Origin of the sequence: Tenacibaculum pacificus (genome assembly GCF_027941775.1) — a bacterium.
GTDB lineage: Bacteria > Bacteroidota > Bacteroidia > Flavobacteriales > Flavobacteriaceae > Polaribacter > Polaribacter pacificus_A.
Genome location: NZ_CP115917.1, coordinates 758,621 through 772,129, shown reverse-complemented (window position 1 = coordinate 772,129; position 13,509 = coordinate 758,621). Strand labels below are relative to the sequence as shown.

The window sequence follows — 13,509 nt, the reverse complement described above, 5'->3', positions numbered from 1 at the left end:
AATATAAGTATCTTTTTCATAATCTTTTCTTTACAAATTATTGTTAAATACAATAAATAAGGCAATAATTTTAGCGACTCACTTAATAAATTGAATTTAGTTTTCAATTAAATATAATTTGATTTATAAAAATAACAAAGTGAGTCGTTTGCTAAATATTTTACGTATTCTAATATCAAAAGCAATAGCTAATAAAATAAGAATACCTACTTAACTTTACACTATTTAAAATCAATAGTTATACCAAAAATTGCTTATGCCAGCTTTTATCTGCGGTTACCTCCCATTTCGTTTCAAAATCTCCTTTGGTATTTACCATATTATTAAAAACTACTGTTTCTGATGTAATTTTTTTCGCCTTGGCAAACTGCTTAAATTCTGATAATTTAACAATATTAATAATGTCTCCATCTTTAAAAGAAACATTCATTTTATTCATTAAATCGACTTTTAATTCGTTTTCTAACTCTTTGATAAAACGAACAGAAGAATCAATAGAACAACCTGATACACTTGTTACATTTTCATCAACAGCTAATATTAAAAACTGATTGTATTTTACGGTAAAAGCCCCTTTTAAATCGTCACCACGACGTGTCCAATTATCAATAAAAAGAATTGCTTTTGCACAAATATATTCTATTTCTTCTATATTAAATTCTCTATCAGCTTGATAAATCCAAACTCTTGAATTACTTGGTAAATTGCTATATTCTGTAAACATTTTTTCTTGATTTTTATAACCTCTAAGTTAAATATTATCTAAAATTAAATTTTTGCTGTAAGGCTTGTAATTTTTCTGCATCCGTCAATTTCTTTTTAGGAACTGTCATACGCTGCTTAATTTCACGTAATACTTTTTTAGTGTACAGTGGAAAATCTGCATTTTGAATCCATGAATTATAACCAGGGTTTTCTTTAAAAACATCTTCAACAGTACGTCCTTTATATTTTCCGAAAGAAAAAGTTTCTTGATCTTCATCATTCATCAAAACAAAACCAGCAAAATCGGCTCGTTTACCATGTGTTGAATATTCACTTAACGCATCTACTGTATTTTCAATATCATCATATTTATCTAACTGCGCTAACAAAATTTCATAAGTAGCATTTGTATCTGCTTCAGCACCGTGTGCACCTACTAATTCCTGACCACAATAAAACTGATAACCAGCACTTAAAGTTCGTTGTTCTTTTTTATGAAAAATTACTTGAACATCAACAGCCTTACGGTCTTTCATATCAAAATCAATTCCTGCACGCATTAACTCTTCAGCTAAAACAGGAATATCAAACCTATTTGAATTGAAACCTGCTAAATCACAACCTGCAATCATTTCATTAATATTTACCGATAACTCTTTAAAAGTAGGCTCATTTGCTACTTTATCATCTGTAATTCCGTGTATTTCTGATGATGCTACGGGTATTGGCATTTCAGGATTCACCAACCAAGTTTTGCTTTCTTTATTTCCATTTGGAAACACTTTTAAAATAGCTATTTCTACAACTCTATCTTTTGCGATATTGATACCTGTTGTTTCTAAATCGAAAAATATAATTGGTTTTGTTAAATTTAATTCCATCTGTTTATTGGCAATTATTCGTTATTTAACGAAGTTTTGTTATTTTTTGTTTTATTATTTTCTTTTTAGCATTTGTTTTTGAAGTTTTTAACAAATGATATTGTAGCTAAAATACTCATTACTAATTATTGCCAAAAACCATAAGTTTTTACACTTATTTACAATGCTTAATATACCATAAAAATACAAAAAATATATTCTTTTAGTATTTATTTTTGATATAGAATTTACATTTTTTTTAATTTTTTCAGCCATTATACAAACTACTATTATCAATTTATTTGACAGCCTTAAAATGATATTTTTTATCTTTGCAAAAAAATAAATATGGCATACCATAGTACTACTTTAAAAACAAAAAAGAAAGTTTTAACACTTGATGAACTTCATTTAAGTAAAAAAATAAAAAAGAGTATTGACCAACTAATAGAAGAGTTTAGTTACATCAAAGCGCTAAGCGAATTTGATATTCCTGTTGATAACAAAATAATGCTACACGGACATACAGGTTGCGGAAAAACAGCTACTGCAAACGCTATTGGTAAGGCTTTAGATAAAAAAGTAATTACTCTTAATTTAGGTGGTTTTGTATCTTCTAAACTAGGAGAAACAGGTAAAAATATTGCTGAAATATTTAGAGAAGCTTCTTATGAAAACGCCATTTTATTTATTGATGAGTTTGATTTTATTGGTAAAACAAGAGATTACGACACCAAAGATTCTGGTGAAATGAAGCGTTTAGTAAATACTTTAATTCAGCAAATTGACAATTTATCTGATACAGCAATGCTTATATGTGCTACAAATCATATTGATATTATTGACACAGCAGTATTAAGAAGGTTTCAAATAAAACTGAAATACAAGCTACCTACAAGTGAAAAACTAGATATTTATTATGATAGTATGTTAGCTAAATTCCCTGAAAACATCAACAATATTAAACGTTATTATAATATATCTTATGCGGAAGTTAAAGATATTGTTTATCAACAAGTAAAAACTAACATCATTCAGTTAGAAAAACAAAAAAAGTTAGTTCAAAATTAATAAATTAGTATTTTTTTTGTTTAGTTTTTAACGATTTCTGAAGGATAAAAAAAAGAAATCCACTTATAAAATATAAAATAACATCGATGATATCAGCCGTATATCTTGGATGAAATTTTGGTAAAATATATTCGTATAAAAATGCGTATAAACTACAGCAATATAAAATTATCCAAATAGGAATTTGATAGGTTTCATCATTCTTACTCCATCTTAAAATCAATAAATTAGGGATTAATACTATTGGAATAATTAAAAAATCGTTCACATAAAAACGAATTATTTTTGGAAGTTGAATATTTATTTTTGAAGCAAAATAAATTATTGAGCCTAGTAATAATGAAAATATAAAATAAATATAAAGACTTTTTTTCATTTTAACCAGCTGCTACCATCGCAATAAACCAAGCCAAACCAGCGCCTATAGTACTCACTAATAAAAAGGCTGAGTATAAAATCCATCCAATTATTCTATATAAAAAAAAGGATGATTTTTTAAACGTTCTGCTAAATTAGGATTTGCTATTTTATATTTAGCTTTAATTACCTCTTTTTGGATAAACTCTTCTTCTTTTAAAGCTCGTTTTTTTTCGTAAGAAATTAACGTATTACAACTTTGACAATACTCTTTATCTGTATTAAATAACCCACATTTTGGGCATTTAATATTTCTTGTAACACTCATTTTTTTTATTATTTACATGGTTAAAATACTTCCTATATAAAGTAAAAGTAACTTTATCTCTCTAAAAAAACACTAGACTATTACTTCTTGTTATTTTCTTTGATTAGAAGCTATACAAACTTACTTAAAAGTTAAATTTTATTCTTTAAATTCGCAATTTACTTCTTAAAAAATATTTGCTTACCTATAAAATAGCCTATGAAATTTAACTTTTTTAAAAAGAAAAAAACTGAAAAAATAATTATTAAATGCGATATTGATTTTATTACCATCAATGAAACACCTATTACTTTTCCTACAAATTACACCACTTTAGTTGCTATTTTAGGCAAGCCCGAAAGAGAGCTACAAACAACAAATCACTATCTTTTTTGGGATATTCACGGCATTTATTGTAGCTACACCAACAGCAATCATATTTTGTCTATAAATGCCTATCAATACACTAATAACAATATTAAAACTAAGAATATTTATACGACTAAAAAATTATTTAAAGGCGAATTATATTTAAACAATCAGCCTATTACTTATAGTGAATTTAGTAAAATTCCCTTAGGAAAAGTTGCCATTCATAGGCTTGGAACAGACAATGATTTTCGATTAGGTTTTAATTTAGGGGTTAATAAAATTTATGCAAAAAAATAATTTTTAAAATTTTAAAGTGCTTTTAACTCCCTTTTTAATTCTTGAATTGTTTTAGTGCTTGTTATTAATTTATTGATCATTATCTTTCTTAAAACATCAATATCTTGCTCAAAATAAGCCGCCCATTTATATTCTTTAAATAAAGTTTGTATTTGTTTTAAACGCTGATGTGCAAATTCAGAAGTCATTAAAAAGTAATCACTTTTATCTTGGGTTTTTAAGCGCTGAATATTAGCTTGTTTACTTGTATAATTTACCTGTAAATAATACACTTTATCGGAATTATTTAACGAATAAAAATCGTTCCAAGTAGCAAAACCTACATAATAATCTTGACTTTTATACACTTCTATTCCTTGAATTTTCCAACGACAATTTGCCACTCTTCCCCAATGATTTGAGTATCGATACACGCCGTTATCGGCATAAAAATACAAACTGCCTGATTTACTTTTATAATGTGCTGATTTATCATCAAAAAAAGTCATTTCTTTTGATTCAAATTCGCAATAAGTATGTTTAAAAAAATTAAATTTATGATATTTCATTTGTCAAAAATAAGTAAAGAGTTTCGATTTTGATAAAAACAGAAACAAAAAAACGCAATCAAATTAATGATTGCGTTTTTAGTATAAAACATACTTAAAAGTTAAAATTACAAACCAAAAAATACTGACTTACAACTATTTAAAAACACAAAACACTAAAATTAAAATTTTATTCTTTATTCTTTATTCTTTATTCTAAAAAAAGCATAAATTTGAAAAACTAATTTAAAAATAAACTATGAAGAATTTAAAAAGCAACATACATTTCTGTGTTGGTAGTTTGTGCTTATTTCAATGAAACCTGAAAAAGTTGATGCAGGAGTTGCAGGATGGGACTTTAACAGAGGAACAGGTGAATGGATAGAGAATCATCAGACTCAAAGAGGTTATTGTAGGGGTTCATGGTGGCACAGTGCTTGTATAGGAACAAGATAAGCACATGCCGAGAGATAACTTTTTTTCTCACAGAAAGCAAGTTGATATTAATATCAACTTGCTTTATATTTTTAAACTTCAAGTGCTGGTAGTGATCTCTTTTTTATTTTATTCTTGTACAGACTCAACATTTAAAAAAGAAAACACCCCTGTCTTGCCTGCTAATACAAACTCTAATAATGTTACAATTATAGATAGTTCATCAATAAGCACAAATCTTGATTTATTTAAGTCAAATACAACGTATTTTCATCAAGACAGTTTGTTATATTTTGCTAAAAAAAACAAAATATATTATTACAATTTTAATAAAAACAAAATAAGCAATATAAAAATAAAAGACTCTATTTATGGATTTTTAAATGCAATAGTACCAATTAATAAAGATTCAATAGCTATTTTACAATCTAATCCAGAAAAACTTATTATTTTTAATATTAAAGCAGATACTCGTTATGAATACCCATTAGGAAAAATAAATTTTAAAACAACTAATTTTTTTTTCAACAAGATTAATTTAATGATTAATTTTAATGATGTTAATTTTAATATAGATTTTAATACATTAAAATACGATGAAGTAAAAAAACAGTTTCATGTAGGCTTAACTCCTTATGACTCTCACTTGTTAGAAGGGTTTGAAAAAACTAAAAGGATTGGGGTATATGATGTAAAATTACGTAGATGGGTTGCTAAATATGCTTCTCCTAAAGGAGTTTACGGTACAAGAGGTGCTTTCACTTTCGGAAGTAATACATTGTCGAATAAAGAGGTGCTTTTTAAAGGAGATACAGTAATTATCTCCTATCCAGTAAACCACAAAATACAAGTATATTTGCGTAGTATATTTATTAAAAATGTAAATTTCACAAGTAAATATTCCAAAAAAATTAAACATCCTTTAAAATTACATGATGCTGATAATATTGAAGAAAATAGAAAATTAATGCATTCAACAGCGTATTATGGAAAAGTTTTTTATCATAAAAAATTAAAGATATATTCAAGAGTTTATTTTGATGAGCAAAAACCTTTCAAAAAAAATGGACTCTATAATAATAGTTTTAATAGAAAAAAGTATTTAATTTTTTTAGATGCAAATTTTAATTATGTAGGCGAATATAGAATGCCTAAAAATTATAAACAAATGCTTGGTACTTCAGATGGTTTTATTTTAACTACCAAAAATAAGTTAAGCAAATACAAATTAAAAATAGAACAATGAAATTATCACTAATTATAGCATTATTATTCTTCGGGTTGGCAAATGCACAGTTAAAGCCTATTACTCTTGACGAGGTAGTTATAAACTCTAAAGTAAAAAAAACAGATTTATATATACACAAATTAATAGGTATCGATTCTATTGTAAAACTTGGTACTCGAATTATACCTTATGTAACTATTGGTAATAAGGGAAATGTTTCTGCAAATAAAAAACATTGGGGTTATTTTCTCTATATCGATGATAAACTGGTAAGTTTTGCTCGTACATCTATTTTTGACTTAAAAAGTGGAGAAACTTTAAACTTTCAAAAATTCCAATCTTGGAATAAACAATATGGAAGCTTTGTTGCTAAAGAAAAGAGAAAACATTATTACAAACTAGTTATTAAAACAAAAAGAAAATTAAAAGAATTTGATAAAAAAAATAATATTCTTGAAGGGAGTTTTATTGTGGAGTAGCTGTTTATTTATGACAGCCTGTACTTCACCTCAAAAAAAATATAAATACACAAAACAATTCACTAGGTATTTAACTGATATTCACAACATAAAAACAACAGACCTAAAAAACAATATGTTTTATGTGTTACCTGTAAATGAATGTAATACTTGCCTTAGTACAAAACTAAATCTTAATATACTTGCAAAAACCAAACCCACTAACCTAACTGTAATCTTAATCGGTTTAGAAGAAGAATCTGTATTTAAGCATCAAATAAAAAATTTAAAACATAAGAAATTTTTTGACAATGAATCTAGTATATATGATTATCAAACAAGTGTATCAAAACCCCTTTTAATACATTTTGTAAATAGTGAAGTAATCAATTTTTTTAATATTTCGGATACTAAAGTACCCGAAGTTTATAATTTTTTAAATAATGAATAAACAAATTATATATACAATAATTTTATTTCTATGCCCAATAATTTTGGTAGCACAAAAAACTACCATTACTCATAAGGTATATTTTAATATTGATTCAGATAAAATTAAAACTACAGAGAAAAAAAAGTTATTAAACTTCATAGAAGCAAATAAACAAAAAATTAAACACATCACTTTTATAGGGTATTGTGATGATAATGCAAGTAGTAATTACAACCTAATTTTATCTAAAAAAAGAGCTACTAACACCAAAAAAATTAGTCTTGAATATTTTAGTAAGAATTTACCATTTAACTTAAAATATAAAGGTGAATTAGATATATTAAAAAATACGAGTAGTGCTAATAAGCAACGTAAAGAAAATAGACGAGTAGATATTATATGTAAACTTATTACTAAAAAGTCTTTACTAAAAAACAAGACTGTACTAAAACCAATAACCAAAGTAAAAAAAAACAAACCTAAAATACTTCGTTACAATGATTTTGTAAACTTAAGTGAAAATATTTTATACGATAAAGATAAAAAAGAGAAAGAATTTAAGATAAAACAAAAAGCACTTGATAGTATATCGAGAATAGTAACAGCAGACGAAATTAACGATTTTGAAAAATTATTCTTTAATACAAAAATTAAACGTGCATTAGATACTAAAATACTATACACTTTAGATGATCGTATAACTTGGAAACGAGTAATAGGAATAAAACCAACTTCTAGAAAAATGTTGTACTTACTAAGTAAACTTATGCTTAAATATCCTAAACTTAAAATAGAATTATTTGCTTATAATTATGATGGAAGTATGCCTAACAAACCAGTAGGTGGTCGTTTTAGTAAATATGATAGACAAGAAAATAAAAAGAAAATAAATTTAACAATAACTTATTTAGTTGCTAATGGCATTAATAAAAATCGTATTACTGTTAAAAAAAGTTTAAAAAAAAGTGGAATTTTAATACCTCAAATCATTATAGAAAACCTCCAGTTTGTGAAATTATAAGATTAAATTAAATGAACTTAATAAAAAAATATTATAAAGAGTCCTTACTATTAATAGTAATTTTAATGGTTACTGTAAAATTACTTTTAATTGACTATTTTATTGTATCATCAAGATCAATGTTACCTACTATGACAATTGGCAGTATAGTTTTCGTAAATAAAACTACCAATTCCTATAAACACAATGATATTATTGTTTATAATGACTCAAATACACCTAATAAAACTATTAAACGTATTGTTGGCATTTCAAATGATACTTTAAAAATTATGAATACATCAGCAAAAGCAAAAGAATCTCCACATATTATGCATCAGTATAAGTATTTTGATTCGTCTATTAATAATTATAGATTAAAAGATATATCAAATATTGAAATCTCAAAACTTACAAATAAGAATAAATATAAAAAATTAATTAATACTAAAGCTCTCAAATTTTATGGTCGTAATTGGACAATGGATAACCTTGGTTCTTTATGGATTCCTAAAAAAAATCATTCAATTGTAATTACAGATAATAATTTTAGTTTATATCAACATATTATTGAGAATGAAACTACACTAGAGTACGCTTCTGTTATTAACAAACCATACACTTTTAAAAACAATTACTATTTTGTTATGGGTGATTATAGACACCACTCAAGAGATTCTAGAGGTTATGGCTTAATAAAAGAAACTACGATTCTAGGTAAATTACTTTATACATTATATTAGTAATAAAAACTTAAGAGAAGTTTTTTACAAAAAAGCTATAAACACAAAAAAAAACGCAATCAAATTAATGATTGCGTTTTAATATATATAAAGTATAAAATATACTTAAAAGTTAAAATTACTTAACTTCTTCGAATTCTACATCTTCAACGTTATCAGCTTGGTCATCAGCTTTTGGCTGTGCCGCTTGCTGAGCTCCTGCACCTTTATCAGCATACATCTCTTCAGAAGCAGCTTTCCATGCGTCATTAACAATAGTTAAAGCACCTTCAATTCTTGCAACATCTCCAGCTTCGTGAGCAGCTTTTAATTCAACTAAACCAGCTTCGATTGGCGCTTTTTTATCCGCAGATAATTTTTCACCAAATTCTTTTAATTGCTTTTCAGTTTGAAAAATCATAGAATCAGCTTCATTGATTTTTTCAGCAGTTTCTTTTGCTTTTGCATCAGCATCAGCATTTGCTTCAGCATCAGCTTTCATTTTCTTGATTTCATCTTCAGATAATCCAGAAGAAGCTTCAATTTTAATGTCCTGAGTTTTACCAGTAGCTTTATCAGAAGCAGAAACTTTGATAATTCCGTTTGCATCAATATCAAAAGTTACTTCAATTTGAGGAACACCTCTTTGTGCTGGTGGAATATCAGTTAATAAGAAACGACCGATAGTATTGTTATCAGCAGCCATTGCTCTTTCACCTTGTAAAACGTGAATATCTACAGAAGGCTGGTTATCAGCAGCAGTAGAAAATACTTGAGATTTCTTTGTAGGAATCGTAGTATTTGCATCAATTAACTTCGTAAATACGTTACCCATAGTTTCAATTCCTAAAGATAAAGGCGTAACATCTAATAATAATACGTCTTTTACATCTCCAGATAAAACTCCACCTTGAATAGCTGCTCCTAAAGAAACAACTTCATCAGGATTTACTCCTTTACTTGGTGATTTTTTAAAGAAATTTTGAACAGCTTCCTGAATAGCAGGAATACGAGTAGAACCACCTACTAATACAACTTCGTCAATTTCGTCGATAGTTAAATCAGCATTTTTTAAAGCAGTAGCACAAGGCTCAATAGTTCTTTTGATTAAATCATCAATTAAAGCTTCAAATTTAGCTCTAGTTAAAGTTCTAACTAAATGCTTAGGTCCTGAAGCAGTAGCAGTAATATAAGGTAAGTTAATTTCAGATGAAGTTGTGCTAGATAATTCAATCTTAGCTTTTTCAGCAGCTTCTTTTAAACGTTGTAAAGACATTGGATCTTTACGTAAGTCCATTGACTCTTCCGCTTGAAATTCTTCAGCTAACCAGTTGATAATTCTTTCATCAACATCATCTCCACCTAAGTGAGTATCACCATCAGTAGCTAATACTTCGAAAACACCGTCTCCTAATTCTAAGATAGAAACATCATGTGTTCCACCACCAAAATCAAAAACAACGATTTTTTTATCGTCATGAGATTTATCTAAACCATAAGCTAAAGCAGCTGCAGTTGGTTCGTTAATAATTCTTCTAACTGTTAAACCAGCAATTTCACCAGCTTCTTTTGTAGCTTGACGTTGTGCATCGTTAAAGTATGCTGGGACAGTAATTACTGCTTCAGAAACATCAGTTCCTAAATAGTCTTCAGCTGTTTTTTTCATTTTCTGTAAAACCATTGCAGAAATTTCTTGAGGCGTATATAAACGACCATCAATATCTACACGTGGAGTATCATTATCACCTTTTACAACGCTATAAGGTACTCTTGCAGCTTCTTTTGAAGAATCAGAGAATTTATTACCCATAAAACGTTTAATAGAATAAACTGTTTTTGTAGGATTAGTTACTGCTTGACGCTTTGCTGGATCACCAACTTTACGTTCTCCACCTTCAATAAATGCTACGATAGATGGCGTAGTTCTTTTTCCTTCTGCATTAGGTATAACAACAGGTTCGTTACCCTCCATTACAGAAACACATGAATTTGTAGTTCCTAAATCAATTCCTATAATTTTACTCATAATAATATTTATCTTAAATTTTAATTCAATTTTACAAATAACAATAGTCAAAGTGTGTGCCAACAGCTCATTACTTTTGATTTGGCAGAAAAATTAAGTTATTTTTTTTTCAACAATGACATAGTGTCATTTCTTTATGACTTTTTAGTATTTAAATTATATTTTATGGCATTTTTTTTTAAAACTAATATCTTAAATTTTAATTGACAACTAATTTTATTGTTATCATATAATCGAACTTACATATTCAAACAAAACACTACTTAACAAGAACTTAAGATTAATATCTTAATAAAATATTTTTATTTCATCTTATTTTAAGACGTAAATAATTCGTAGAATAATTGTATTTTTATATTTAAAAATAATTAAAACCTCTTTATTTCCAACGAAGTTCTAACAATTATTTCTTTATCATTCATAAAAACTTTATACATTTGCGCTATGGATTTCAACAAAGATACAGCAAAAAAAACAGCAGAACTTCTTCTGCAAATAAAGGCGATTAAACTAAGCCCACATTGAACCATTTACATGGGCATCTGGATGGAAATCACCTATTTATTGTGATAACAGAGTTACATTGTCTTATGTACCTGTTAGAAATTTCTTAAAAGAAGAAATTGCAAAATTAGTAGAAGAAAAACATGGTAAACCAGATGTTATTGCAGGTGTAGCTACTGGAGCAATTGCTATCGGTATGCTAGTTGCTCAAGAATTAGGTGTTCCTTTTGTATATGTACGACCAGAACCTAAAAAACATGGACGTAAAAACCAAATAGAAGGTCATTTAGAAAGTGGACAAAACGTAGTTGTTATTGAAGACTTAATAAGCACAGGTACTAGTAGTTTAAATGCTGTAAAAGCTTTAAAAGAAGCTAAAGCAACAGTTAAAGGTATGATTGCTATTTTTTCTTACGGATTTGACATTGCTACCGAAAACTTTAAAAGAGACAACATAGAACTTACCACATTAAGTAACTATAAGTATTTACTTGAACAGGCATTAGACAGTAAATACATTGATAGTAAAGAACTAAGAATGTTAGATGAATGGAGAGTGTCACCTAGTGAGTGGAAACAAAACGAAGAAAAATAAAGCAATATGAATATTGAAGGAAACAAAGTAATCGTAAAAAAATCTACCAAAGAAGTTTTTGACTTTTTAATAAAATTAGAGAATTTTGAGCAATTGATGCCTGAAAATACTCAAAAATTTGAAGTAGATGGTGATAGTTTTATTTTTGGTTTAAAAGGAATGCCAGAAATAAGATTGGTTATGAAAGAAAAAACCGAATATTCAAATATTACTTTAGGTGCGGCAAGTAGTAAATTACCATTTACATTGTCTTCTGATATTTCTGAAATTTCTGAAAACGAAAGTGAGGTTATTTTAAGTTTTCAAGGAGATTTCAATCCGATGATGGCAATGATGGTAAAAAAACCATTAACCAAGTTTATTGAAACTTTAACTGAAAATATCTCAAAAATATAAATTAAGCAAACGAAACCTCTTTTATATCAAATTCTTTAAGTGTTTCGTTTTCTAATTCTATTTGGAGCTTTCCAATACTTGAAACTCCAATAATTTTACCCATAAATAAAATGTTCTGATTTGTTTTAAACATACTCGGAACATTTTTTTTATATAAAACAGCTAAATATTCTTTTTCTAAAGATAAATATTCTTTTTTATTTAATCGCTCTAATTTTTCTTTTAAACTTACTAATACTTTATTTAACAATAAATCGAGGTCAATATCTTCATCTTTACCTAAAATATTTTTAATAGATGAAGCATTTGGTAGCGCATCTGAAAAAATATTTTGATTCACATTAAGCCCAATTCCTATAACTGAAGAACTAATATTTTTTATATTTAAAGTATTTTCAATTAAAATACCTGCTATTTTTTTATTTTCTGACAGAATGTCGTTAGGCCATTTAATAGCCAATCGAGGTAATTTTAACGAATTAACAGCTTCATAAACACTTAAAGAAACACTATAATTCAAATACTTATAATCAGTAATAGAAAGATTACAAAACTTACAAAACACACTAAAGGTTAAGCTTTTACCTTCTTCTGAATTCCAATTAGCATTCATTTGCCCTCTACCTAAAGTTTGCTTTTTAGCAACTACTACCGTAAAATTATCTAGACTAACTTTTGCTGACATATCCTTTAAAAAAGAATTGGTAGAATCAATGGCATCAAGTTTGATTATTTTCATATAAGGTTTGCGAATAAAACAAGTATCAATATTAAGTAAATTACTCGCAAAAATATAATAACTTTGCTAAAAATATAATTTTTTTGATGACTAAAAAACAAGCAAGCACAGACGATTTAATATCTGTGATTATAAAAGGGATTGAAGAAGTAAAAGGAGAAGACATCCAATTACTAGATTTAAGAGAAATAGAAAACACTGTTTGCGATTATTTTATAATCTGCTCAGGAAACTCAAACACACAAGTAAGTGCCATTTCTAACTCGGTACAGAAAATGGTAAGTAAAGAACTTAAAGATAAGGCTTGGCACATTGAAGGACAAGGAAATTCGGAATGGGTTTTAATGGATTATGTACACGTTGTTGTTCATGTTTTTCAAAAACAAATACGTGACTATTACGATATTGAAAGTCTTTGGGGTGATGCTAAAATCACGCAAATTAACCCAAAATAGTTCCTAATAATTTAGACACATA

17 protein-coding genes and 1 pseudogene are annotated in these 13,509 nt (G+C 27.2%); 11 read left to right on the top strand and 7 right to left on the bottom strand.

The window, feature by feature from the left end; all coding sequences use genetic code 11:
• Positions 1-238: 238 nt before the first annotated feature.
• Entirely contained in the window at positions 239-724 is a 486-nt protein-coding gene (locus PG913_RS03575) for an ABC transporter ATPase (protein ID WP_271231651.1), read from the bottom strand.
• Positions 725-758: 34 nt separating this feature from the next.
• The gene (locus PG913_RS03570; protein WP_271231650.1) at positions 759-1,586 is read right to left on the bottom strand and encodes a 3'-5' exonuclease; all 828 of its coding nucleotides are present in this window, start codon (positions 1,584-1,586) and stop codon (positions 759-761) included.
• A gap of 327 nt (positions 1,587-1,913) precedes the next feature.
• Between PG913_RS03570 and PG913_RS03565 the strand changes: the two genes are divergently transcribed.
• Positions 1,914-2,636, top strand: a complete 723-nt coding sequence (locus PG913_RS03565; RefSeq protein ID WP_271231649.1) for an AAA family ATPase — start codon at positions 1,914-1,916, stop codon at positions 2,634-2,636.
• A 4-nt stretch (positions 2,637-2,640) separates the two neighbouring features.
• On the opposite strand, the gene PG913_RS03560 is transcribed toward PG913_RS03565, so the two are convergent.
• Positions 2,641-3,012, bottom strand: a complete 372-nt coding sequence (locus tag PG913_RS03560) for a hypothetical protein (RefSeq protein ID WP_271231648.1) — start codon at positions 3,010-3,012, stop codon at positions 2,641-2,643.
• Between the two features lie 90 nt (positions 3,013-3,102).
• A complete protein-coding gene (locus PG913_RS03555; protein WP_271231647.1) occupies positions 3,103-3,321 on the bottom strand; it encodes a hypothetical protein in 219 nt (72 codons plus the stop codon).
• A gap of 198 nt (positions 3,322-3,519) precedes the next feature.
• Between PG913_RS03555 and PG913_RS03550 the strand changes: the two genes are divergently transcribed.
• A complete protein-coding gene (locus PG913_RS03550) occupies positions 3,520-3,969 on the top strand; it encodes a DUF7738 domain-containing protein (RefSeq protein ID WP_271231646.1) in 450 nt (149 codons plus the stop codon).
• An 11-nt stretch (positions 3,970-3,980) separates the two neighbouring features.
• On the opposite strand, the gene PG913_RS03545 is transcribed toward PG913_RS03550, so the two are convergent.
• Positions 3,981-4,517: a hypothetical protein gene (locus PG913_RS03545; RefSeq protein ID WP_101955067.1), complete on the bottom strand. Its 537-nt coding sequence runs from the start codon at positions 4,515-4,517 to the stop codon at positions 3,981-3,983.
• Between the two features lie 294 nt (positions 4,518-4,811).
• Here PG913_RS03545 and PG913_RS03540 point away from each other — a divergent pair, with 294 nt between their 5' ends.
• The 6 genes from PG913_RS03540 (at position 4,812) to lepB (ending at position 8,793) form a co-directional block, all read left to right on the top strand.
• Positions 4,812-4,952, top strand: coding sequence for a hypothetical protein (locus tag PG913_RS03540; protein WP_232126323.1), 141 nt, complete (start codon positions 4,812-4,814; stop codon positions 4,950-4,952).
• A gap of 154 nt (positions 4,953-5,106) precedes the next feature.
• Entirely contained in the window at positions 5,107-6,177 is a 1,071-nt protein-coding gene (locus PG913_RS03535) for a hypothetical protein (protein ID WP_271231645.1), read from the top strand.
• The gene (locus PG913_RS03530; RefSeq protein WP_172505431.1) at positions 6,174-6,638 is read left to right on the top strand and encodes a hypothetical protein; all 465 of its coding nucleotides are present in this window, start codon (positions 6,174-6,176) and stop codon (positions 6,636-6,638) included. The genes PG913_RS03535 and PG913_RS03530 overlap by 4 nt, the downstream gene beginning before the upstream one ends.
• Before the next feature lie 10 nt (positions 6,639-6,648).
• Positions 6,649-7,068, top strand: a complete 420-nt coding sequence (locus tag PG913_RS03525) for a hypothetical protein (protein ID WP_271231644.1) — start codon at positions 6,649-6,651, stop codon at positions 7,066-7,068.
• Entirely contained in the window at positions 7,061-8,071 is a 1,011-nt protein-coding gene (locus tag PG913_RS03520) for an OmpA family protein (protein ID WP_271231643.1), read from the top strand. Before PG913_RS03525 ends, PG913_RS03520 begins: the two co-directional genes overlap by 8 nt.
• An 11-nt stretch (positions 8,072-8,082) precedes the next feature.
• The gene (gene lepB / locus PG913_RS03515) at positions 8,083-8,793 is read left to right on the top strand and encodes a signal peptidase I (protein WP_271231642.1); all 711 of its coding nucleotides are present in this window, start codon (positions 8,083-8,085) and stop codon (positions 8,791-8,793) included.
• Positions 8,794-8,911: 118 nt separating this feature from the next.
• On the opposite strand, the gene dnaK is transcribed toward lepB, so the two are convergent.
• A complete protein-coding gene (gene dnaK / locus PG913_RS03510; RefSeq protein WP_101955071.1) occupies positions 8,912-10,798 on the bottom strand; it encodes a molecular chaperone DnaK in 1,887 nt (628 codons plus the stop codon).
• Positions 10,799-11,242: 444 nt separating this feature from the next.
• Here dnaK and pyrE point away from each other — a divergent pair.
• Positions 11,243-11,897 (top strand): annotated as a pseudogene (pyrE, locus tag PG913_RS03505) (orotate phosphoribosyltransferase).
• A 6-nt stretch (positions 11,898-11,903) separates the two neighbouring features.
• Entirely contained in the window at positions 11,904-12,293 is a 390-nt protein-coding gene (locus PG913_RS03500; protein WP_271231641.1) for an SRPBCC family protein, read from the top strand.
• Between the two features lies 1 nt (position 12,294).
• On the opposite strand, the gene PG913_RS03495 is transcribed toward PG913_RS03500, so the two are convergent.
• Positions 12,295-13,032, bottom strand: coding sequence for a biotin--[acetyl-CoA-carboxylase] ligase (locus PG913_RS03495; protein ID WP_271231640.1), 738 nt, complete (start codon positions 13,030-13,032; stop codon positions 12,295-12,297).
• Positions 13,033-13,118: 86 nt separating this feature from the next.
• Here PG913_RS03495 and rsfS point away from each other — a divergent pair, with 86 nt between their 5' ends.
• Positions 13,119-13,487, top strand: a complete 369-nt coding sequence (gene rsfS, locus PG913_RS03490) for a ribosome silencing factor (protein WP_271231639.1) — start codon at positions 13,119-13,121, stop codon at positions 13,485-13,487.
• The last annotated feature ends 22 nt before the right edge of the window (positions 13,488-13,509 follow it).